General features: G+C 63.9%; 21 protein-coding genes, 1 pseudogene and 1 riboswitch. Of the genes and pseudogenes, 16 read left to right on the top strand and 6 right to left on the bottom strand.

Annotated elements, in window-relative coordinates:
* Positions 1-16 precede the first annotated feature (16 nt).
* Positions 17-673: a cob(I)yrinic acid a,c-diamide adenosyltransferase gene (cobO, locus tag VFB05_RS02420; RefSeq protein ID WP_325008392.1), complete on the bottom strand. Its 657-nt coding sequence runs from the start codon at positions 671-673 to the stop codon at positions 17-19.
* Positions 674-713: 40 nt separating this feature from the next.
* Positions 714-922, top strand: a riboswitch (cobalamin riboswitch).
* Positions 923-1,016: 94 nt separating this feature from the next.
* Between cobO and VFB05_RS02415 the strand changes: the two genes are divergently transcribed.
* The 7 genes from VFB05_RS02415 to cobJ are packed head-to-tail and all read left to right on the top strand — an operon-like array spanning position 1,017 to position 8,930.
* Positions 1,017-1,400, top strand: coding sequence for a DUF1636 domain-containing protein (locus VFB05_RS02415; protein ID WP_325008390.1), 384 nt, complete (start codon positions 1,017-1,019; stop codon positions 1,398-1,400).
* Positions 1,397-2,431: a cobalamin biosynthesis protein CobW gene (gene cobW / locus VFB05_RS02410; RefSeq protein ID WP_325008388.1), complete on the top strand. Its 1,035-nt coding sequence runs from the start codon at positions 1,397-1,399 to the stop codon at positions 2,429-2,431. Before VFB05_RS02415 ends, cobW begins: the two co-directional genes overlap by 4 nt.
* Complete coding sequence (gene cobN, locus VFB05_RS02405) at positions 2,431-5,676, top strand: cobaltochelatase subunit CobN (RefSeq protein ID WP_325008386.1); 3,246 nt, start codon at positions 2,431-2,433, stop codon at positions 5,674-5,676. Before cobW ends, cobN begins: the two co-directional genes overlap by 1 nt.
* Positions 5,673-6,836, top strand: a complete 1,164-nt coding sequence (gene cobG, locus VFB05_RS02400; protein WP_325008383.1) for a precorrin-3B synthase — start codon at positions 5,673-5,675, stop codon at positions 6,834-6,836. Before cobN ends, cobG begins: the two co-directional genes overlap by 4 nt.
* Positions 6,836-7,465 carry a precorrin-8X methylmutase gene (locus VFB05_RS02395; RefSeq protein WP_325008381.1) on the top strand — a complete coding sequence of 210 codons (630 nt, stop codon included), beginning with the start codon at positions 6,836-6,838 and terminating at the stop codon, positions 7,463-7,465. Before cobG ends, VFB05_RS02395 begins: the two co-directional genes overlap by 1 nt.
* 2 nt (positions 7,466-7,467) lie before the next feature.
* A complete protein-coding gene (locus tag VFB05_RS02390; RefSeq protein WP_325008379.1) occupies positions 7,468-8,199 on the top strand; it encodes a precorrin-2 C(20)-methyltransferase in 732 nt (243 codons plus the stop codon).
* Entirely contained in the window at positions 8,196-8,930 is a 735-nt protein-coding gene (gene cobJ, locus VFB05_RS02385; protein ID WP_325008377.1) for a precorrin-3B C(17)-methyltransferase, read from the top strand. The genes VFB05_RS02390 and cobJ overlap by 4 nt, the downstream gene beginning before the upstream one ends.
* Here cobJ and VFB05_RS02380 read toward each other — a convergent pair.
* Positions 8,906-9,652 carry a cobalt-precorrin-6A reductase gene (locus VFB05_RS02380; protein ID WP_325008375.1) on the bottom strand — a complete coding sequence of 249 codons (747 nt, stop codon included), beginning with the start codon at positions 9,650-9,652 and terminating at the stop codon, positions 8,906-8,908. The two genes, cobJ and VFB05_RS02380, sit on opposite strands and share 25 nt — an antisense overlap.
* Here VFB05_RS02380 and cbiE point away from each other — a divergent pair.
* The 5 genes from cbiE to cobT are packed head-to-tail and all read left to right on the top strand — an operon-like array spanning position 9,651 to position 14,774.
* The gene (cbiE, locus tag VFB05_RS02375; RefSeq protein ID WP_325008373.1) at positions 9,651-10,850 is read left to right on the top strand and encodes a precorrin-6y C5,15-methyltransferase (decarboxylating) subunit CbiE; all 1,200 of its coding nucleotides are present in this window, start codon (positions 9,651-9,653) and stop codon (positions 10,848-10,850) included. The two genes, VFB05_RS02380 and cbiE, sit on opposite strands and share 2 nt — an antisense overlap.
* On the top strand, positions 10,847-11,629 hold the full coding sequence (cobM, locus tag VFB05_RS02370; RefSeq protein WP_325008371.1) for a precorrin-4 C(11)-methyltransferase: 783 nt from the start codon (positions 10,847-10,849) through the stop codon (positions 11,627-11,629). The genes cbiE and cobM overlap by 4 nt, the downstream gene beginning before the upstream one ends.
* A complete protein-coding gene (locus tag VFB05_RS02365) occupies positions 11,629-12,939 on the top strand; it encodes a cobyrinate a,c-diamide synthase (RefSeq protein WP_325008369.1) in 1,311 nt (436 codons plus the stop codon). Before cobM ends, VFB05_RS02365 begins: the two co-directional genes overlap by 1 nt.
* Positions 12,936-13,712, top strand: a complete 777-nt coding sequence (gene cobF / locus VFB05_RS02360) for a precorrin-6A synthase (deacetylating) (protein WP_325008367.1) — start codon at positions 12,936-12,938, stop codon at positions 13,710-13,712. Before VFB05_RS02365 ends, cobF begins: the two co-directional genes overlap by 4 nt.
* Positions 13,713-13,724: 12 nt before the next feature.
* Complete coding sequence (cobT, locus tag VFB05_RS02355; protein ID WP_325008365.1) at positions 13,725-14,774, top strand: nicotinate-nucleotide--dimethylbenzimidazole phosphoribosyltransferase; 1,050 nt, start codon at positions 13,725-13,727, stop codon at positions 14,772-14,774.
* A gap of 16 nt (positions 14,775-14,790) precedes the next feature.
* Here cobT and VFB05_RS02350 read toward each other — a convergent pair whose 3' ends face one another.
* From VFB05_RS02350 to VFB05_RS02335, 4 genes and pseudogenes are all read right to left on the bottom strand, one after another.
* Positions 14,791-15,402, bottom strand: coding sequence for a histidine phosphatase family protein (locus VFB05_RS02350; RefSeq protein WP_414643135.1), 612 nt, complete (start codon positions 15,400-15,402; stop codon positions 14,791-14,793).
* Positions 15,380-16,086 (bottom strand): annotated as a pseudogene (gene queC, locus VFB05_RS02345) (7-cyano-7-deazaguanine synthase QueC). Before queC ends, VFB05_RS02350 begins: the two are co-directional and overlap by 23 nt.
* Positions 16,087-16,167: 81 nt before the next feature.
* Complete coding sequence (locus VFB05_RS02340) at positions 16,168-16,869, bottom strand: response regulator transcription factor (protein WP_325008361.1); 702 nt, start codon at positions 16,867-16,869, stop codon at positions 16,168-16,170.
* Positions 16,870-17,144: 275 nt separating this feature from the next.
* Positions 17,145-17,999, bottom strand: coding sequence for a metal-dependent phosphohydrolase (locus VFB05_RS02335; RefSeq protein WP_325008359.1), 855 nt, complete (start codon positions 17,997-17,999; stop codon positions 17,145-17,147).
* A 494-nt stretch (positions 18,000-18,493) separates the two neighbouring features.
* Between VFB05_RS02335 and trhA the strand changes: the two genes are divergently transcribed.
* The 4 genes from trhA to VFB05_RS02315 all read left to right on the top strand — a co-directional run bounded on the left by trhA (position 18,494) and on the right by VFB05_RS02315 (position 22,664).
* Complete coding sequence (gene trhA, locus VFB05_RS02330; protein WP_414643134.1) at positions 18,494-19,210, top strand: PAQR family membrane homeostasis protein TrhA; 717 nt, start codon at positions 18,494-18,496, stop codon at positions 19,208-19,210.
* An 86-nt stretch (positions 19,211-19,296) separates the two neighbouring features.
* Positions 19,297-20,325: an AI-2E family transporter gene (locus VFB05_RS02325; protein ID WP_325008355.1), complete on the top strand. Its 1,029-nt coding sequence runs from the start codon at positions 19,297-19,299 to the stop codon at positions 20,323-20,325.
* Between the two features lie 93 nt (positions 20,326-20,418).
* Entirely contained in the window at positions 20,419-21,534 is a 1,116-nt protein-coding gene (locus VFB05_RS02320) for a glycosyltransferase (RefSeq protein WP_325008353.1), read from the top strand.
* A complete protein-coding gene (locus VFB05_RS02315) occupies positions 21,531-22,664 on the top strand; it encodes an AI-2E family transporter (RefSeq protein ID WP_325008351.1) in 1,134 nt (377 codons plus the stop codon). The genes VFB05_RS02320 and VFB05_RS02315 overlap by 4 nt, the downstream gene beginning before the upstream one ends.
* Positions 22,665-22,667: the final 3 nt, after the last annotated feature.

Raw genomic sequence — 22,667 nt, 5'->3', positions numbered from 1 at the left:
GGTCCAAATCGCTTTGTCAGAATTCCACGCCGGGCTGCGCCTTGATGCCGGAGCGGAACGGATGCTTGATCAGCGTCATCTCAGTGACAAGATCAGCGGCATCGATCAATTCCTGCTTGGCGTTGCGCCCGGTGAGCACGACATGGGTCATCTCAGGCTTTTCGGTCTTCAGGAATGCGACGACGTCGTTGATGTCGAGATAGTCATAGCGAAGCGCGATGTTGATCTCGTCGAGCACGACCATACGCAAAGTTGGATCGGCGATCAGCTCTTTGGCTTTCTCCCAGCCGGCCTGCGCGGCGGCGATGTCGCGGGCGCGATCCTGCGTCTCCCAGGTAAAGCCTTCGCCCATCGCGTGGAACTGGCAGAGCTCGCCGAAGTGACCGGTCAACAAACGCCGCTCGCCGGTATCCCACGCGCCCTTGATGAACTGGACCACCGCGCATGGAAAACCGTGCGCGACGCAGCGGAGGATCATGCCGAAGGCTGATGACGATTTTCCTTTTCCCGCACCGGTATGAACGATGATGAGGCCCTTGTCGCCGCTCTTGGTCGCCATGATCTTGTCGCGCGCGGCTTTTTTCTTGGCCATTTTTTCTGCATGGCGCTCGTCGAGCGAAGCCTCGGATAATCCTGTCGTTTCGTTCGCTCCCGCGTCTTCGTCTGACGTCATCGGATGCGCTCCTTTGGCTTGACAAGTCACGCTCGCAGGCAAATGGTGAGCCCGCGTTGGTTCCTGTCCTACGACAGGCGAAGAGGGAATGCGATAGGGCTTTGATCCGCCTTAAAAGCAGCCGCCCCCGCGACCGTGACCGGAGAGATGCCCGAGGCCACTGACCCCTAAGGTCGGGAAGGCGGGCATCGAAGGGATATAAAGCCCTGCTCCGCAAGCCGGGAGACCTGCCAGCGCACGTGCTTAAGACCGGCGGACGGGGTGTTCCGCGACGGGGAGCGAACCGTTGTGTGATCTCCGGTTCGTAGACCTCATCGCCTTCCGCCAGAAATTGAGGAGAGCGATGACCGTCACGCTTCACGTCTGCATCACCTGCCGTGCCGGCCAAGAGCTGCAAGAGGGCGAGACCACGCCGGGCTCCCGCTTGCACGCGGCGATCGTCGGTCTTGGCGCGCCCGAAGGCGTCAAGGTGGTGCCAGTAGAATGCCTTTCCGCCTGCAGCCAGGGTTGCTCGGTGGCGCTCAGCGCGCCCGGACGCTGGTCGTATGTCTATGGACGTTTATCGGATGCCCATGCAGGCGACGTGATCGCGGGCGCCGCGGCTTATGCAGCCGCGCCCGACGGCATCGTGCCCTGGCGACGCCGGCCCGAAATTTTTCGCAAGCAATCGCTTGCCCGCATTCCACCCATCGCATCGCTGATATCAGCGCCGGAGGCCGCCGAATGACCACGCTCGCCAAAGTCCCCGTCACCGTCGTGACCGGTTTTCTCGGCTCGGGCAAGACGACGCTGATCCAGCATCTGATTGCCAATGCCAACGGCAAGAAGCTCGCCGTGCTCGTCAACGAATTCGGCAGCGAAGGCGTCGACGGCGACATCCTGAAAACCTGCGCCGATACCAATTGCCCGGCCGAAAACATCGTCGAACTCGCCAATGGCTGCATTTGCTGCACTGTGGCTGACGATTTCATTCCGGCGATGGAGCAATTGTTGTCGCGCCGCGTGCGGCCCGACCACATCCTGATTGAGACGTCGGGGCTCGCTTTGCCGAAGCCGCTGCTGAGGGCGTTCGACTGGCCGGAAATTCGCTCGCGCATCACGGTCGATGGCGTGATCGCGCTGGCCGATGCGGAAGCCGTTGCCGCGGGTCGCTTTGCGCCTGATCCCGTCGCCGTCGAAGCGCAGCGTGCGGCGGACGAAAATCTCGACCACGAGACGCCGCTGTCGGAAGTGTTCGAGGATCAGATCGCCTGCGCCGACATCGTGCTGCTGACCAAGGCGGACCTCGCCGGCGCTGCGGGACTTGACGCGGCCAAGGCAGTAATTGCGGCCGAGATGCCGCGCCGTGTGCCGATGCTGCCGATCACTGATGGCATGATCGACGCGCGCCTGATCCTCGGTCTTGAGGCCGCCGCCGAGAACGATCTCGCGGCACGGCCGTCGCATCACGACGGCGAAGACGAGCATGAGCACGACGACTTTGCGTCGGTCGTGATTGAGCTTCCGGAAGTAGCCGACATCGACGCGCTGGTGGCATCGGTGCAGCGGCTGGCGCGCGAGCAGAATGTGCTGCGCGCCAAGGGATATATCGCCATCAAGGACAAGCCGATGCGGCTGCTCCTGCAAGCTGTCGGCGAACGGGTCCGGCACCAATTCGACGCCCCCTGGGGGGCGACGCCGCGGCAATCGAAGCTGGTTGTGATCGGCGAACAAGGCGACATCGACGAGACCGCAATCCGGACAGGACTCGGCATCTGATGCACGTTGTCTTTCGCGAGAGCCGCGGACTTGAAGAGACCGCGACGCCAAGGGATCTCGGCCAGGATGCGGCCGATCTGGTGGCGCTCTCGTTCTCGGACAGCGATCTTGCGACCTTTGCGGCCGGCTGGCGACGCGGACGCAGCCGCCTGCCGTCGCTGCGGCTCGCCAATCTTAGCGAACTGCGGCATCCACTGTCCGTCGACACCTATATCGAACGGACCTTGCCACGCGCGCGCGGCATTTTGGTGCGCCTGATCGGCGGCGAACCCTATTGGTCCTACGGGCTCTCGGCGCTGCATCGCCTGGCGAAGGAGCGTGGCATTGCGCTCGCCGTGCTTCCCGCTGACGGCCGCGAGGATGCAAGACTGGACGAATTGTCGACACTACCGGTTTCGATACTCCGGCGACTAAAGACGCTCTGCGACCAAGGCGGGGCGATCGCCGCGCAAGCGGCAATTGCGGAGCTCGCACTGGCTGCAGGGTTCGACGCCGGGCGAGTGATCAGCACGACCTATATCCCCGAGATGGGTTTTTACGATCCCGCTGATGGCGTGATTGCGGCGCCGTCCAATCCAGATCAGCGGCCCCGGGCCCTCGTGACGTTTTATCGTTCATATTTGACTGCGGCCGACACCGCACCGGTCGACGCGTTGATCGATACGCTCCGGCAGAAGGGTTTTGACGCCTATGGCGCCTTCGCCACGTCGCTGAAAGCAGCCGGCGTCGCGGATTGGCTGACAACGCATTTCGCGCAAGATCCTCCCGCCGTCATTGTCAACGCCACGGCGTTCTCGGCGCTCGGCGATGACGGCACGACGCCGTTCGATGGGGTGTCCTGCCCCGTATTCCAGGTCGCGTTGTCGACGGCGCGTCGAGAGGACTGGGCGGAATCGCTTCGCGGCTTGTCGCCGGGCGATCTCGCCATGCATGTGGTGCTGCCGGAGGTGGACGGCCGTCTCTTTGCCGGCGTGGTCAGCTTCAAGTCGGCTCGCGAGCGGGATACCGACCTGCAATTCGCGCATCTGGCGCATCAGCCCGACCAGGAGCGCGTGGACGCCATCGTGGCGCGGGTGACCGCGTGGTGCAGGCTTGCCGAGAAGCCGGCGAGGGAAAAGCGCCTCGCCATCGTGTTGTCGAACTATCCCGGACGGCCGCACCAGATCGCGCATGCAGTCGGGCTCGATGCGCTCGCCTCCGTCAACGCGCTGCTGTCCGATCTTAGGCAAGCCGGCTTCGACGTCGGATTTGCCGAGGATCTCGGCCACCTGCTCCTGCGGCAGGAGTTGACCTGGAACGTCGATGACTATCGCGCCGAGCTCGCAAAACTCCCGCAAGCCTTGCAGGACGATCTCGCCAGGTCCTGGGGCGCGCCGGACAACGATCCCGCCTGCCGCGACGGACAATTCCACTTTGCAGCGATCGAATGCGGCAACGCCATCACCGCGGTTCAGCCGGAACGCGGCGACGTCACGTCGCGCGATGCCGACTATCACGATCTCTCGCGCACACCGCGTCATGCCTATGTCGCGTTCTATCTCTGGCTTCGCCAGCAACGATGCGATGCGCTGGTCCATATGGGCGCACACGGTACGCTCGAATGGCTGCCCGGCAAGGCGGTCGCGCTGTCACCCTCCTGCTGGCCGGAAGCGTTGACTGGCGAGATGCCGGTTATCTATCCCTTCATCGTCAACGACCCCGGCGAGGCCGCGCAGGCCAAGCGACGCATCGGTGCCGTGACGATCGGCCATCTGCCACCGCCGCTGGTCGAGGCCGCCGTGCCCGAACGCCTGCGCCGTCTCGAACAACTGCTCGATGAGTATTCGACCGCCGACGGGCTTGATCCTGCGCGCCGCCAGCGCTTGATCGCTGCGATCCGCGACGAGGCGCGAGCGGCGGGGCTGGAAGACGATCTCGGTCTGAAACCCCAGGCTGCACCGGCCGAGGCGATTCCGCGGATCGACCGTTTCGTCTGCGACCTGAAGGAAAGCCAGTTTGGCGATGGCCTGCACGTCTTCGGCCGCGGCGCTTGCGGCGAAGCGGAGCGCGATGCGGTGCTTGCAGCGCTGGCCGGAAAGCGCGTTGCGCCAGGACCATCAGGCTCGCCCTGGCGTGGACACCGCGACGTGCTGCCGACGGGGCGCAATCTGTTCGCGGTCGATCCGCGCGCCGTGCCAACGCCCTCCGCCCACGCCCAGGGCATCAAGCTCGCCGAAGAGCTACTCCGCCGTCACCTGCAGGATCACGGCGACTGGCCGAAGAGCCTGATGGTCGATCTCTGGGGATCGTCGACCATGCGCACGGCCGGCGAAGATTTCGCGATGGCGCTGCATCTCGCCGGCCTCGCGCCGCGCTGGGATCCCGCCTCGGGCCGCGTGACGGGCTACGACATCATTGCGCCGGCTGAGCTCGGCCGGCCGCGCATCGACGTGACGCTTCGCGTCTCCGGCCTCTTTCGCGATGTCTTTTCGAATCTCGCGCAACTGTTCGAGGCCGCGACCGCGGCACTCGGCGCGCGCGGTGATGAAGGCGGCGAAAATCCTTACCTTGTCAAAGCTTCACGTGTGTTCGCGCCGCGTCCCGGCCACTATGGCGCTGGAATGGCGCATACGCTGGATGTCTTCACGCCCGAAGCGCGTGCAGCTGCGGGCGAAGCGTGGTTGTCGGCCTCGTCCTGGTCGTTTGCAGCCGATGGCGAGATGCGCAGGGATCGCGAAGGCATCGAGGCGAGGCTTTCGGCAACGGACGCGTTCGTGCACACGCAGGATCTGCCGGAAACCGACCTCTTGCTTGCCGCCGACTATGCCGCCCATGAAGCGGGCGTTGCGGCGGCAGCCGCACGGCTCGGCTCGACCCCTTCGCTCTATCATCTCGACAGCACGCGCCCGGATCACCCGCGCGCGCGCACGCTGCTTGAGGAGATATCGCGCGTCGTGCGCGCTCGCGCCGCTAGTCCCGTCTGGATCGACGGCATGATGCGCCATGGTTTCCGGGGCGCCGCCGAGATCGCCGCGACGCTGGAGCACATGGCCGCGTTCGCGCACCTCGCCGGCGCCGTGCCGCCACATCTGTTCGATCTCTACTATGATGCAACCCTCGGCAATGAGCGGGTGCGTGCCTTTATCGCGCAGGAAAATCCACTCGCACTGTCAGCGATGGAGACCTGCTTCGCGCGCCTGCATGAGGCATCGCTCTGGAAGACGCGGCGCAACTCGATCGCAGCAGCGTTGGGAGAGGCCTCGTGAGCGCCGTTGCCATCAAGGGCTGGTGCCCTGGCGCCTGGCGGCCGATGCAATCGGGCGACGGGTTCGTGGCCCGCATCAAGCCGCATGATGGCCGGATCGACGCCGAGCAGGCCGCCGGCATCGCTGACCTCGCCGAGCAATACGGCAACGGGCTGATCGATCTGACCAACAGGGCCAATCTCCAGATCAGGGGTGTCAGCGAAGAGGGTCTTCCGTCGCTGATCGACGGATTGGCAAAACTTCGCCTGCTTGACCCCGATCCGGATATCGAGGCGCGGCGCAATATTCTCGTCGCGCCATTCTGGACGCCGGGCGATGAGGTCATCTCCATCGCAGAGGAGTTAGAACGCGCGTTGGCCGCTGGTCCCGTCGGTCTTCCCGCAAAATTTGGATTTGCGATCGATTGCGGGAGCGAGCGTGTGCTCGCGGGCTCATCCGCCGATGTGCGGATCGAGCGTGATGTCGACAGGCAACTCATCGTGCGCGCCGATGGCGCTGAGCTTGGCCGTCGTGTGACGCGGGGCGACGCCGCGAGCGTTGCGCACGATCTGGCGAAATGGTTCGTCGCATCCGGCGGTGTCGCCGAGGGCCGCGGACGCATGGCCGCCCATATCAAAGCTGGCGCGCAACTGCCGGAAGCGCTCAATGGCGATGCACTGCCGGCGCGACAGCAGGCGACACCAAAACTCGGCCTGACACCGCATGGGGCGTTGTTCGGCGTGGCCTTTGGACAAATAACTCATACAACACTCCGATGGCTTGCTGCACACGCGAGCGGATTGCGGCTGACGCCATGGCGCATGCTACTGGCCGAAGGTTTGCGCGAGATGCCGGCTTGCGACGGCCTCATCATCGACGGGGATGATCCGCTGTTGCGTGTCGTCGCCTGCAGCGGCGCGCCGCGCTGTCCCGAGGCGCACGCCGATACGCGTGCACTCGCGGGTGCGCTCGCGCCGCATCTTGCCGCCGACACCCGGCTTCACGTCTCCGGCTGCGCAAAGGGTTGCGCCCAATCAGGGCCCGCGTCGATCACGCTGGTCGCAACAGCGGAAGGATTTGACCTCGTCCGCAACGGTTCGACGCGTGATGCGCCGGCCCGACGCGGACTGCTTGAGGCGAGCATCGTTGCAAGCCCTTCTGTTCTCCTGGGAGGGCGCTGATGCTGCACAGCTACGAGACCGATGGCGCGGCGATCTACCAAAAATCCTTCGCGATCATTCGCACTGAGGCCAACCTGGCGCGCTTTTCACCCGACGAGGAGCCGGTGGTGGTGCGGATGATCCATGCTGCCGGCATGGTTGGCCTCGAAGCGCATGTCCGCTTCACACCGGGCATGGCAACAGCCGCCCGCGCGGCCTTGCAGCGCGGCGCGCCGATCCTTTGCGATGCGCGCATGGTTTCCGAAGGAATCACGCGTTCGCGCCTGCCGGCCAAAAATGCCGTGATCTGCACGCTGGACGATCCCTCCGTTCCTGCGCGCGCGCAAGCGATGCGCAACACACGCTCTGCCGCAGCCGTTGAATTGTGGCGGCCCCATCTCGATGGCGCCATCGTCGCGATCGGCAATGCGCCAACCGCACTGTTTCACCTGCTCAACCTGCTGAAAGACGAAAGCTGGCCGAAGCCCGCGGCCATCATCGGCTGCCCGGTCGGCTTCGTTGGCGCAGCCGAGTCAAAGGCGGGACTGTTGGCCGGCCCGCCCGCCCCGGCGCTCACCGTCGAGGGACGTCTCGGCGGTTCGGCGATCACGGTCGCAGCCGTGAACGCGCTGGCGTCGAGGAGCGAATAGCGATGGGGAAGATCATCTGTTGCGGCCTTGGCCCCGGCGATCCCGACCTGATGAGCGTGCGCGCCGCGCGCGAAGTGCGAGGCGCCCGCCACATCGCATTCTTCCGCAAGAAGGGCCATCCCGGACAGGCGCGCCGCATCGTGGAAGGCATGCTCGCTGAAGGCGCGATTGAATATCCGATGGAATACCCGGTCACGACGGAAGTCCCCTCCGATAGCGCCGACTATGTGCGCCTGCTCGACGGCTTCTATGACGAATGGGCCGAGCGGCTTGTCATGCTTGCGAGCGACAACGACGTCGTCGTGCTCTGCGAAGGCGACCCTTACTTCTACGGCTCGTTCATGCATCTGCACATTCGCTTGCAGGGACGCGCCGAGATCGAAGTGATCGCCGGAATTCCCGGCATGGCGGGCTGCTGGAATTCAGTCGGCCGGCCGATCGCGCTCGGCGATGACGTGGTCACGGTGCTGACGGGCACATTGAGCGAAGACGAACTCGTTCGCCGCATGCGCAACTCCGACGCGCTGGTGATCATGAAGACTGGCCGCAACCTCGACAAGGTGCGTCGCGCGCTTGCCTCCGCCGGCCGCCTCGCCGACGCGTGGCTGATCGAACGCGGTACCATGCCGGGGGAACGCGTCGTGCGGCTGTCCGATGTTGACGATACCGACTGTCCCTACTTTGCGATCGTGCTTGTTTATGGCGAGGCACGCCGCATGAAGGCCGCCGAATGACAGGCAGCTTGACCATTGCCGGACTGGGGCCAGGCAGCGAAGCGCTGATCACGCCGGAGGTGTCGGCCGCGCTTGGCTCAGCGACCGACATCGTCGGCTATGCGCCCTACGTCGCGCGCGTCGCGCCCCGAGATGGCTTGACCGTGCACGCCTCCGACAACCGCGAAGAGATCGGCCGCGCCACCGACGCCTTGCGGTTGGCATCGGAAGGGCGGCATGTCGTGGTGGTTTCCTCCGGTGATCCCGGTGTGTTCGCGATGGCGTCCGCCGTATTCGAGGCGCTGGAGGCCTCACCGCAATGGCAGGATCTTTCCATTCGCGTGCTGCCGGGCGTGACCGCGATGCTCACCGCCGCCGCGCGCATCGGTGCGCCGCTCGGCCACGATTTCTGCGCGATCAATCTTTCCGACAATCTGAAGCCATGGAGCACGATCGAAAGGCGGCTGCGGCTCGCGACGGAAGCCGATTTCGCCATCGCCATCTACAATCCGCGCTCGGCAAGCCGTCCCGAAGGCTTCGTCCGCGCGCTTGAAATCCTGCGCGAGGCAGGCGCCAGCGAGCGTCTCGTGATTTTTGCGCGCGCTGTCAGCACATCTGGTGAAAAGATTGAAGCCGTGAGCCTGCGGGACGCGCGCCCCGATATGGCCGACATGAAGACGCTTGTTATTGTTTGCAATTCGGCGACGCGCCGCGTGGGCGGGTGGATCTACGCGCCGAGGTCCGCCCGATGACCGAGCCATTGCATTGCTTCAGCAGCGCTTTCCACCCGCAGCCGCTCGGGCAATTGCGGCCGCCTGATCATGACCACGGGCAGGCGCAACTCGCGCGCGGCATCGATCTTGGCGCGCGCGCCCTCCCCGCCGGAATTGCGCGCCACAATCCATTCGATGCGGCGCAAACGCATCATCTCGAGTTCGCCGGCGAGCGTGAACGGTCCACGCGAGACGATGAGATCGGCATCGGGCAACGGCAGCAGGCCCTCCGCGGCATCGATGAAGCGGAGCGTGTAGGCGTGCTGGGGCCTCGCCGCAAACGGCGCGATATGCTGCCTGCCGATGCCGAGGAACACCCGCGCAGCTTCGATTGGCAGCACCGCGACGGCGGCCGCAATGTCAGCAACCTCGATCCAGTGATCGCCGGAGGTCTTTTCCCAAGGCCTGCGTTCCAGCGCGACCAGCGGCGTATTCATCTTCGCGCAGGCTGCAAGCGCGTTACGGCTGATTTCCGTTGCAAAAGGATGGGTCGCATCGACGACATGCGTGAATTGCTCTTGCCGAATGACATCGGCAAGTCCGTCCGCCCCGCCGAAGCCACCAATACGCACGGGCAGCGGTTGATTGGCCGGAACCTGCGTTCGACCCGCATAAGAATAGATCGCATCAAACCCCGCCGACGCGACCTCCGCCGCCAGCCGATTGGCTTCGCTCGTTCCGCCCAGGATGAGGACGCGCATGGATAATCCCTGGCTCACCATTATTGGCATCGGCGAAGATGGCCTTTCCACCCTCTCGGAAGCAAGCCGAAAGGCGCTGGCTCGCGCCGAGACCATTTTCGGCGGCGAACGGCATCTGGCACTCGCCGATATCGGCGCGCGCGGCAAGCCGTGGCCTGTGCCGTTCGACGCCGGCAGTGTCCTTGCCTATCGCGGCCGGCCTACCGTCGTGCTCGCCTCCGGCGATCCGTTCTGGCACGGCGTCGGCAGCTTGCTCGGCGAACGGCTGGAGAGAAGCGAATGGATCGCTCATCCCGCGCCCTCGACGTTCTCGCTTGTCGCCTCACGCCTGGGATGGCCGCTCGAATCCACGATCTGCCTGGGATTGCATGCCACGCCATTCGAGCGCCTCGTGCCGCATCTGGCGCACGGCGAAAAGATCATTTGCCTGGTGCGCGACGGACAGGCTGCGATCCAATTGGCGGAATGGCTGACGATGCGCGGCTGGGGCGGCTCGCAACTCTGGACGCTCACCTCGCTCGGCGGACCACGCGAATCGATCACGCAACATCTAGCTGACAATTACGTGGGCGAGCCGGCCGCGAAGCCCATTGCTGTTGCGATCGAGGCCAGTGGCGCCAACGGCCTGCCGCGCAGCGCTGGCCTTGCCGACGCGCTGTTCGCGCACGACGGCCAGATCACCAAGCGGCCGATGCGCGCGCTGGCGCTATCGGCGCTCGCGCCGCGGCGCGGCGAGCGGTTATGGGATATCGGGGCCGGCTCCGGCTCGATCTCGATCGAGTGGGCGCTCCACGGCGGAACGGCTGAGGCCATCGAGGCGAGAAGCGAGCGCGCCGGAAATATTCGCAAGAACGCGGAAAGCTTCGGCGTGGCGCATCGGATCACCGTCATCGAGGGAACGGCGCCGGCTACGCTTTCCGACCTGCCGGCGCCGCAGGCCGTCTTCGTTGGCGGAGGTCTTGACGCTGCGATGTTCGATCGTCTCTGGCCGCTCCTTCCCGCAAACGCACGGCTGGTTGCGCATGCGGTGACGATCGAAACCGAGGCGCTGCTGGCCGATCTTCACGAACGCCACGGCGGCGAGCTGATGCGGATCGAGATCGCTCATGCCGGCGAACTCGGCCGCTATCGCGCCTTTGAGCCCGCACGACCGGTCGTGCAATGGAGCGCCGTCAAACCACCGGGAGACGGCAAATGACCGTGCACTTCATCGGCGCGGGGCCTGGAGCAGCCGATCTCCTCACCCTGCGCGGGCGCGACCTCATCGCCGCCTGCCCGGTCTGTCTCTATGCCGGTTCGCTGGTGCCGGAAGGCGTGCTGGCGCATTGCCCGCAAGACGCGCGCATCGTCAACACGGCGCCGCTGTCGCTTGACGACATCATGACGGAGATTGCCGCAGCTCATGCGCAAGGCAAGGACGTCGCGCGACTGCATTCCGGCGATCTCTCGATCTGGTCGGCGATGGGCGAGCAGATGCGTCGCCTGCGCGCGCTCGACATTCCCTATACGGTGACGCCCGGCCTGCCCTCGTTCTCCGCAGCCGCCGCAGCGCTTGGCGCGGAGCTGACGCTGCCGGGGCTCGCGCAATCGGTCGTGCTGACGCGGATGGCGGGCCGCGCGAGCGCGATGCCGGAAGGCGAAAAGCTCACTGCATTCGCGGCGACCGGCGCGGTGCTGGCTGTTCATCTCTCGGTTCACATGCTCGGTCAATTGATTGCCGAACTCACGCCGCATTACGGACGCGATTGCCCGGTGGCGATCGTCTGGCGCGCGAGCTGGCCGGACCAGCGCATCATCCGCGCCACGCTCGGCACGCTCGATGCCGCCGTTGGTCCCGAGCTCGAACGCACCGCAATCATATTTGTCGGCCGGACCTTGGGTTCGGAAGACTTCGATGAGAGCCGGCTTTATGCGGCGGACTATGACCGCCGCTACCGGCCGACCGGCCCAGCGCCGCGCTTTCCGGAAAAATCCTGATGCCGCGCAGCCTCATCATTTCGGCTCCCGCTTCAGGCGTCGGCAAGACGACGCTGACACTGGCACTCGCGCGAGCGTTTCGCGATCGCGGACTCGTCGTGCAATCCTTCAAGAGCGGACCCGATTATATCGACCCGGCCTTTCATGCGGCGGCGACGGGACGCGTATCCGTCAACATCGACAGCTGGGCGATGACGCGCGAGAGCGTCGACGCGCTTGCCGCGCGCGGCGCGAACGCCGATCTCGTTCTCGCCGAAGGCTCCATGGGCCTGTTCGACGGCGTCGCGGCGCCCGGCGTCTCCGGCACCGGCGCCACCGCTGACATCGCTGACATGATGGGTTGGCCGGTCTTGCTGGTGATTGATCCCTCCGGACAGGCGCAGACAACGGCTGCGGTTGCCAAAGGCCTGCGCGATTTTCGCGAAGGCGTGCGCGTTGCCGGCGTCGTCCTCAATCGTGTCGCCAGCCCTCGGCACGAAGACCTCGTACGACGCGCCTTCGTTGACGCCGGCATTGCCGTGTTCGGCGCCCTGCCCCGGCATGCCGCGATCGAATTGCCGAAGCGGCATCTCGGCCTGGTACAAGCCGAAGAGCAGAAAAACGTCGATCAGCTGATCGGCGAAGCCGCGCGCTTTGTCGCTGGGCACGTCGACCTAGATGCGATCCTGCAATCGGCGAGCGACTGGTCGGCGAAGCCGGCGGCGCAGAGCAGCAACCTCACGCCGCCCGGCCAGCGTGTTGCGCTGGCGCGAGACGCCGCATTCTCCTTCATCTATCCGCATATGCTGGAGGACTGGCGCGCGCGAGGCGCCGAAATCCTGACGTTCTCGCCGCTCGCCGACGAAGGCCCCGACGCCAGAGCCGACGTGTGCTGGCTGCCGGGCGGCTATCCCGAACTCCACGCCGGGCAGCTTGCGGCCAACACACGGTTTCAGCGGACACTTGCGTCCTTTGCCGAGACGCGGCCGGTCCACGGCGAGTGCGGCGGCTATATGGTGCTGGGGACCGCGTTGACCGACGCCGAGGGCACGCGCCATGCGATGACGGGCTTGCTGGGCCTCGAAACAAGTTTCGCCGTGCGGCGCATGCATCTCGGCTATCGGCTGGCCGAACTCGCAAGCTCCATTCCCGGCTACCAAGCAGGTAGCCGGCTGCGCGGCCATGAATTTCATTACTCCACGATTCTTGCGCAACCTGACACGGCACTCGCGGTCGTGCGCGATGCGACTGGCGCGATCATTGCGGAGACCGGCTCGCGGCGCGGCAACGTCACCGGCACATTCTTTCATCTCATCGCGGAGGACCGATGACCTCATCCGCCGCGCCCAAAGCGAGCATTACGCTTTCATTGATCGGCATCGGCTGCGGCGATCCGGATCAGCTCACGCTGGCTGCGATCCACGCCATCAATGCCGCCGATCTCATTCTCATTCCGCGCAAGGGCGACGAGAAGTCCGAGCTTGCCGATTTGCGGCGGAGCATTTGCCGGGATATGCTCACGAGCGACAAGACCCGCATCGCCGAATTCGATCTGCCGGTACGCGATACAAACGAAGCCGACTACCGCAAGGGCGTCGACGAATGGCATGACGCCGTTGCTGCGGCGTGGTCGAGCGAAATCAAACATCATCTCGGGCATGAAGGCCGGGTGGCGCTGCTGATCTGGGGCGATCCCTCGCTCTATGATTCATCCTTAAGGATCGCGCGACGGCTCGATCCCTCGGCCGCGATTGAAGTCGTGCCCGGCGTCACCTCGATCCAGGCGCTCTGTGCCGCGCATGCGCTGCCTTTGAACGAAATCGGCGAGGCCTTCCTGATCACGACCGGACGGCGGTTGCGCGAGGATGGCTGGCCGGCCGGTGTGAACACCGTGGTGGTGATGCTCGACGGCGGAACTGCATTTCAGTCGCTCGATCCGGCCCGATTGCACATCTGGTGGGGCGCCTATCTCGGCATGGAGAGCGAGATCCTGATGTCGGGAGCGCTCGCCGAAATCGGGCCCCGCATTGCGACCGCACGGCGCGAAGCGCGCGAACGCCACGGCTGGATCATGGATAGCTACATTCTCAAGCGCAGCACATAAGGCGAAAACATCATGCTTCCCGAATGGGTCCGTCAGCGATGTCCTGATATCTCGGCCCCTCACCGCGAGATCGCGCTTGCGCGGCAGGCGCAACTGACCAAGCCCGCTAGTTCGCTCGGCCGGCTCGAACATCTCGCCTGTGAACTCGCAGGACTGCAAGAGACCGAGGAGCCGCGCGCAACAATCGCGCCGATCGTCATCTTTGCCGGCGATCACGGCGTAGTCGCACAAGGCGTGTCGGCCTATCCGCAGGAAGTCACAATCGCCATGATGGCAAACTTCGCCGGCGGCGGCGCTGCGATCTCGGTGCTGGCACGCGAGCTCGGCTCAACTCTGGAAGTAGTCGACGCGGGCACGCTGACGCAATCCCCGATTCCGGGCATCGTCACCGACAAGCCGCGCCATGGCAGCCGCGACTTCAGCCAGCAGGCTGCGCTGACGTCAACTGAAGTCGCCTTTGCGCTTGAGTGCGGGAAGCGCGCGGTCCTGCGCGCCGGGACTCCGGATGTCCTGATCTTTGGCGAGATGGGGATCGGCAACACGACGGCGTCGGCGGCGATTGCGGCAGCGCTCCTCGGGATTGGCGCAGAACAAACGACCGGCAGCGGCACCGGCGTCGACGCCAAGGGACGCGCGCTGAAAACCCGCGTGATCGATCAGGCGCTCGTCCGTCACGGACTGACGAAGCCCGGCCTTTCCGTCGAAGACGTTCTATGTGCGGTTGGCGGTTTGGAGATCATTGCGATCAGTGGTGCCATCATCGCGGCCGCGGAGCGCCGGACTCCGGTTCTGATCGACGGCTTTATCGTCTCGGTCGCTGCACTGGCGGCGGTCCGCCTCAACCCGTCCTGCCGGTCATATCTGTTGGCGTCGCACCGATCCGCCGAGCAAGGGCATCGGCTCGTCCTCGATGCGCTTGGCTTGCAGCCGCTGATCGATCTGGACCTGCGGCTTGGCGAGGGATCTGGAGCTGCAATCGCGCTGCCGCTGCTGCGACTCGCCTGCGCGCTCCACAACAACATGGCGACGTTCGCGGAGGCAGCGGTTCCGGATCGCGCGTAGGACAAATGACGCGCACCTAACGAAAGGTCTCGTTCACGGATCTCACGCGCCAGCCGCCATCCAGCCGATCGATCCGCGTCAGCGACAGCGGATCGATCACAAAGCGCAGCGCGGTCTCGGGCGCACTATCGAGCGCGATGCAGAGTGCCGCGCGAACGGTTCCGGAATGGACCACCAGAATGGCGGTATCCGATTCGATCAACTCCAGTCCGCGGCGGACTCTGACAATCTGATCTGCAAAGCTTTCGCCGCCTGGCGGGGTCGAGCGGGCTGGATCCTTCCAGAATTGTGCGTACGCTTGACCGCCAGTGGCGGCCAGATCGTCGTGGCGTTTTCCGGTCCACGCGCCAAAGTCCTGTTCGGAAAATTCTGGCGCCAGCGCCGGATCAAGTTGGAGGGCCTTCGCCGTAGCGATCGTCCGCTGCGCCGGGCTGGCGTAGGCATTTGCGTTCTTCGGCAGGCGCGCGCGCAAACGGTCAAACGAGGCATGATCGCCGAGATCGGCAGGAGCGTCCGCAGGCCAGATCGTCCCTGGCGGACCATCAACCGCCGCATGCCTGATGAGCCATAGGATGGTGCTCACGCCTGTCTCGCCCGCCTCGCCGTCATCGAACCGTCTGCGCCACATAGCGCCGCCATCCGTCGCTCCGCAAGCGGCAGGCCTCGCACATTCCGCAGCCAAAGCCCCATTCGTGGCGATGGCTTCGATCGCCCTGGTAGCAGGAGTGCGTGGTTTCGATGATCAAATCGACGAGCGCGCGTCCGCCAAGCTGTTGTGCAAGCTCCCAAGTCGCGGCCTTGTCGATCCACATCAAGGGAGTCTCGATCACAAGCCGCGCCTCCATGCCGAGATTGATCGCGACCTGAAGCGCCTTCATGGTGTCGTTTCGCGACAATCGGGATAGCCGGAATAGTCGGTCTCGCAGACGCCCGTGACGAGGTATTTGAGCTGGCGCTGATGCGCGACGACGGCTGCGAACGTCAGGAACAGGAGATTTCTGCCGGGCACGAACATCGCCGGCAATCCATCGTGGCGCGTGCCGAACGGCAGATCCGCGGTCAATGCGCTGACGCTGACACTGCCGAGAACGCCGAGGTCGATCAGGTGATCGCGGCCCAGCTCTTCTTTCCAGGCCGGCCTGATCGCCGCGAGGCCAGCGCGCACGGGCGCCCGGCATTCCATCTCCACCAGGTGGCGTTGACCGTAAGTGAAGCCGACGGTTTCCACGCGGTCATAGCGCGACAGCGCCCAGGCGAGGCATGTCGTCGAATCCTGCCCGCCGGAGAAAAGGACAAGTGCGCTTTCGGGCATGATTGGCTCTCGATCATTCGCCGCGCCGGATGCCTACCCCGCGACAAGTTTCGGGTGGGGACATGCGGGGCGTCTGGCGACTCAGCTCGCGTGAGCGCGCAGCATATATCCGAGCCCGCGCACATTCGCGATCCGGCTGGGAAAGCCGTGGTCATCGATTTTCCGTCGCAGATTGCTGATGTGGGTGTCGACAACGTTGGTCTCGACCTCGAATTCGTATTGCCACACATCCTTGAGCAACATCGCGCGCGTGACGAGCTGGCTCGGCCTGCGAAGGAAATACTCGAGAAGCTTGAACTCGCGCGGCAGCAGGTTGAGCTTCACGCCTGCCTTGAAGGCCGTTTGCTCGAGCAGATCGATTTCCAAGTCGCCGACGCTGAGCCTCGTCGTGCTGATATCGCCGAGGCGACGCAGCACCGCTTCGACCCTCGCAACGAGTTCCATCATGTAGAACGGCTTTGCGAGATAGTCGTCGGCGCCCGCCCGCAAGCCATCGGCGATTTCATCCACCGATGACGACGACGAAATGATCAGCACCGGAATCTTGACGCCCTGTTTGCGCCAAAGCTCGAGCGTCTGCAGTTTGTCGATGCCGTAAAGGATGCGGTCAAGGATCAGCAGCGCGGCGTCGTCCGTGCGCGCCACTTCCGCAGCATCGTCGATCGGAACTCTGCGCACGAGATAGCCGGTTTCCTCGAGTTCGGCCTTGATCTCGTTTGCCAGTTCCTCCTCGTCCTCGACGAGCAATATGGTCGGGGTGACGACCGAAGCCGCCTTCGTCAAAGGCCTTCCTCCCTCCGTTTGCGCGAAGCGCTCGTGAAAACGATGGGGTCTGGTCGAGCGAACTAAAACTTAAGAATTCTTTAGGGTGTGACTTCGCCCGTGGGTCCTGACTAGAGACGTTCCAACGTCACGATCGCCGTGAAACGCCCCCCAAACGCGCCAACGCCAGTTCAGTGGCCCAAGCGCGACGAAGGCCGACTAACACATGTTAATTGGCGCACGCGGCAGTTGGACGGTGAAGAGAAAAATCGGGGTCGGCGATGGGCTCGGCAGCGCTAGATCTGCGGACCCGACTGCGTCAGCTCGCGCTCGGCGCGGAAGACGTTGCTGTAGAGATTGGCGATCCACTGCCGTCCGCTGGAGGTCATGTTGAGATAGCGGATCGCGGCCGCAATCTGCGGCGCGACGTTGTTCCAGTAGAATTGGGGATACTTGTAGACGACGTCGGCCGGCGTCTCGTAGCCCAGCGTCTCGTTGAGACCGATCTCTTCGAACTCGTAGAACAGCGCGTTGGCCTTGCGCATGTAGTTGGGATCGCCGAGTTGGCCGATCAGGTCGGCGGCGCGCAGCAACAAACCCTCCTCCTCGTTGAGGTCGTCCGCCGTTTCGTTTTTCGGCGATGGATAGGGAAAGCGGGTGTATTCGATGGCGCGCGCGATGCGGTCGGCGTCAAGATAATCGACCGTGTCGAAGCGCTCGATGACGAACAGTTTGGAGCGGTCGACGTGATAGGGCGCCATCGCGGCATCGGAGGAACCGATCGGCAGGCGAACGGTGCGGCCGGTGACGTCGGCGATATAAACGCCGTCGCCATCGCCTTGCACAACGCCGCGCACATAGCCGATGTCATGGGTGAGGCACGCCAGGATGAAGTTGGAATAGTCGCGCGGCGTCGTCGGCCGCATCAACGATCGTCCCATCAGGATATCGTGGCCGACCAGCGTGACGAGCATCGAGTGTTCGATGTTGTGATAGAGCGCATCGCTGTTGCCGATGCATTCAAGCGTGAGCCGCGAAATATACGGCAGGAAGTCGGCCAGATTGGCATGCGACAAGCGAAACCGCCCGCGCGTCTCGGCGGCCAGGAAGCTGCCCAGCGCATGCGCCATCACTTCCGGAACGGTGATCATCGCGAGAATGACCGCGGTTATGAACCGCCTTCGAGGCTAGCACCTCGTGATCGCCTGTCCACAGGAATTCGTCATCCCGACAGGCTGCCTGGCGTCATCGCCAAGCCGCCAATCGGCCCCCAGGGAGCCCGGGTGTGTCGGCGGCCCAAGCCTGACCAGCATGCCTCCGGCGCCGCCTTTGGCGCCCAGGGCCGACACGTCGCCCTCAATGCCGACGACCCAGTTTGCGAGTTGATAGTTGGCGCCTGCCTGAACGCCGTCCAGAACGTGATTGGTCTCGGGGTTGAAGTCGCTGCCGTTTCCAGGACCCTGGGACTAGGAACGTTCGATTGCGGGACGGATTGGTCTCGCAAACGAGTGATCAAATACCGGCCTCGCTCGACGCGCGCTTAATGGCAGGCGTGCCTGTCTGCGCGCGCACTCCGCCGGCAGGGAGCGGCATGCGGGATTAAGTAGAACACGTCGCTCGTTGAATACTTCGAGCGAGCATTCCCGTGCAAACTTCGAAAAGCGCCGTTGAGACAAATGCTGGTGGGGCCGAGCTGGCCGCGGAGCCAGTTTGCCGCGTCCCCGGCGCTATCGCCTGGAATTACAGCCGCTCGGAGATAATCGCCGATCTCGCGGTGCATATCGTAAGCCTGTGCTTCGGATACACCGCCGCCGCGATCCTTCTCACGCTTGCCGCGATTCATGAAGCGACACCCGATTTCGTCGCGGCCTCGGTCTATGCGTTGGGCCTGTTGTCGATGCTGACACTTTCTGCGGTCTACAATTTGTGGCCCGTCTGTCCCCTGAAGTGGCGATTGCGACGTTTCGATCATTCTGCGATCTATGCCTTGATAGCCGCGACCTACACGCCCTTTGCTTTGAGACCAGGCGCGGCCACGCCCGGCGTGCTGGCTGCGGTGTGGGGCATCGCCGCGCTGGGGATCGCGATCAAATTTGCCTGGCCCGGACGTCTTGACCGCCTCTCGATCGTCGTTTGCGTTGCCATGGGGTGGGGCGCCGCCATTCTCTGGAGCGGCAAGGATGCTCCGATATCACCCGTGGCCTATCGCCTTCTGCTCGCGGGCGGACTGCTCTTCTCGCTCGGCGTGGCCTTCCATGTCTGGCGGAACCTGCGGTTTCAAAACGCGATCTGGCATTTCTTTGTCCTGCTGGGAATAAGCTGCCACTACGCCGCCGTGTACAGCGTCTTGCTGAACAGGTAGACCGAAGTTCGATCCGCGCCATAGGAACGCCTTTTCCGCTCATCCGGTTTAGCTATCGGGGCGAGTCGAAGCCATCCAATGGCGCGATGAGAACGACGACACTCGAATTTGCAAAGCGCGCCGCCATCCTCGTTGCGCTCATCCCGCTTCCGTTTCTCGTCTGGTACCTGCGTTATTTCTTGCTTGTACTTGTCGGCGCGTTGCTGGTGGCCATGCTGCTGCAACTCGCGAGCGAGCCGTTCGTGCGATGGTGCCGGCTTTCAGAAGGATTGGCTCTGGCCTTCGCCGGCATCGTCATTCTGCTCGTTATCGCGACAGGCGGCTATTTGTTCGGAACGCAGCTGGCTTCCGAACTTCAGGACGTGCTCAGCCGCGCGGACAGCGCAGCGAAAACGATTGCCGACGAGCTTCAGCGCTCTCAGCTCGGCCGAATCACGCTCTCCCATCTCAAAGGCGGCAGCTTTTCCGTCACCGATATTCTCGAAAACCTGACTAAAGTCAGTGCTCGTCTATTGGAAGCAGTCATCTTCACCGTGGCATCGGGTGTCTACATCGCTTCGCAGCCGGCCCTGTATCGCAGGGGAACGGCCCAGCTGTTTCCGTTGTCACAGCGGCGGCTCGTTGAAGAAACGATCGACGATATCGGCCGGGGCCTTCGCCTTTGGCTGCTGGGACAAGCCATTCAGATGTGCCTGATCGGCACATTCTCGGCCATAGCCGTCTGGCTGATCGGGCTTCCCTCGCCGCTCGCGCTTGGCGCCATCGCGGGACTCGCCGAGTTCATACCTTATCTCGGGCCGGTGATAGCATCGATACCGGCGATCCTGGTCGCAATGACCAGCGGTTTCTACCCGGCGCTCTGGACCATCGTCGCCTATGTCATCATCCATCAGATCGAAGGCAATGTGATTGTACCGATGGTCCAGCGGCGGCTGGTGTTCATTCCGCCGGCGGTCCTGCTCCTGAGCATCGTCGTCGTCACCGAAATATTCGGCGCGATCGGCATCATCTTTGCGGCGCCGATCACCGTGATCATTTTCGTCGCGATCAAGAAGCTCTATGTGCGCGCCAGCCTGGGGCAGGATACGGAACTTCCCGGCGAGGAAGCGGGCTGAAACAGGAACCTATTGGTTTGCCCCCGATTGACGCGACGTAGATCCGCCAGGTGAGCAATGGAAGTCGCCTTATCCTTTGTTTGGATGGCAATCGTGTTCTGGCTGATTTTTCGAGCCCTTGGTCAACGCAATCTGCTCCCCCTTCTGCGTCCGGCCGCCTCAGCCACCCGCGATCCGCCGAATATATCGATCGTTATTCCCGCCCGAAACGAGGCCGCCAACCTTTCGAGCTGTCTCGATGGCCTGTTGCATCAAACCTATCCGAAAGACCGGTTGAGCATCATCGTCGTCGACGACGACTCGAGCGACGACACGCTCGCCATCGGCCGCGCCCGCGCCGACAAGTCCGGGCAAGTCAAGGTAATCGAGTGTCCATCGCTGCCGCCGCGTTGGTGTGGAAAACCCCACGCCTGCTGGATTGGCGCAAGCGCAGCGCGCGCCGACAGTGAGTGGTTTTGCTTCATGGACGCCGATGTTCAGGCCGCGCCACCTCTGATCGGCAGTGCGGTAGCGGCAGCGCGCGGGCAGCGGCTGGCTCTCTTGTCGCTGGCGCCACGCCAGAAGCTCGGCAGTTTCGCCGAGCGGCTCGTCATGCCATGCGGACTGTTTCTGCTGGCGTTTTACCAGGACCTCGAAACCGTTCAATCGCCGCACAGCGACAAGGTCACCGCCACCGGCCAGTTCATGCTGGTGCATCGGCAAGCCTATGAAACGGTGGGAGGTCACGCCGCCGTTCGTCAGGCCATTTGCGAAGACCTGGAGTTGGCGCTGCTCATCAAAAAAGCGGGCGGCCGCGTCTTGCTGGAGGACGGGAAGCTGCTGCTGACCGCGCGAATGTATGCAGGCTGGGCGAGCCTCTGGACCGGGTTTTCGAAAAACCTGGTCGAAATGCTGGGCGGTCGCACCCCGACGCTGACCATAGCTGTAGCGGTCCTCCTGCTGTCGTGCGCGAGCATTCTGCTTCCCACGGTCGATGCGGCCGGGTGCGCGGCCCGAAATCCGGCAGATTGCGTGGCGCTCATCCCGGCATTGATCGGCACGGCGGCAGCCGCTGCTCTTCACATCGCCGGCGCTTCATATTTCCGCATCCCGTTCTGGTACGGCCTGATGTTTCCGGCCGGATACGCCGTCGGCGCCTGCCTTGCCATGGAAAGTCTTCGGCGACACTGGCGAGGCCGGATCGTCTGGAAAGGCCGGAGCTACCCGTGAACCATCAAGTCCTCCGCAGCCAGCCGCGAGCCGACCACCAGCATGTCAGCCGGATCTCGACCGGAACCATCCTGTTCATCATTTCGGCGGCGGCGCTCACGCTCTACGAACTGCAACTGGTCCTGATCCCGTTCGTCCTTGCCGGCGTCGTCAGCTACATCTGCTATCCCGCGATCGTTTTCGTCGGCGACAGAACGAAACTGCCCCGCATCCTGGTCGCGATCGCCGTGTTCCTGGCTCTCGTGGCATTCGGCAGCGTCATTGGCCTGCTTGGAATTCCACCTCTGGCCACCGAGCTCACGCACGTCGCGACCGATTTTCAAGGAACGCTTGATCGTTTCGCCGAAACGCTGATCGGCGGCGGTACGCTTGACCTGTTTGGTCAGCCGATGAATGCGCACCAGCTCGCGGACACCATCGGCGGCGCCATTCGCGGCTGGATCGGCAATGTGCGCGTTCTGTCTCTCATTGCCGGGAGCGCGTTCGTGGGTGGCTTTGGCTTCCTGCTGACCCTTGTCCTGCTGTTCTTCTTCATGGTCAGCGGCCGGTCGGTGGTTGGGGGACTGCTGTGGCTCGTTCCACCGGGACAGCGGCCGTTGATTGAAGATCATATCCTTTCAAACCTCGACCCGGTTTTGAGACGCTACTTCCTCGGCGTCATAGCGGTCGTGTGTTTCGCCGCCGTGTTCGCCTATATCGGTCTGGGGCTCGTCCTTGGCGTCCCGCACGCCGAATTTCTTGCCTTGATAACGGGGATCCTCGAGGCCGTCCCGATCGTTGGTCCAGCAATGGCCGCCGTCATCGCCGGCCTCGTCGCCGTTCAACACAACTCCGGACTGAATGCGATCATTGGCTACGCCATCTATCTCACGGCGCTGAGACTCTCAATCGATCAGCTGTTCGGCCCCGTGGTGCTGGGCGCAGCCGGCCGTGTGCACCCCGCGCTGATCATCTTCTGCTTTCTTTCAGGAGGCGCCTTGTTCGGCGTGATCGGGGTGATCACCGCGGTCCCGATCGTGCTGGTAATAAAGACCACGCTTTCGGTGCTCTACGATGAGCCGATCGCCGGGCTTCCGATGAAAAAAGAAGATCGTAGTGAGGGCAATCATGCTGCGAAACCGCTTTCGTGACTT

Origin of the sequence: Bradyrhizobium sp. (assembly GCF_035652035.1) — a bacterium.
Lineage (GTDB): Bacteria > Pseudomonadota > Alphaproteobacteria > Rhizobiales > Xanthobacteraceae > Bradyrhizobium.
Note: the sequence above shows the minus strand (reverse complement) of the source record. Positions and strands in the feature narration are given on the sequence as shown.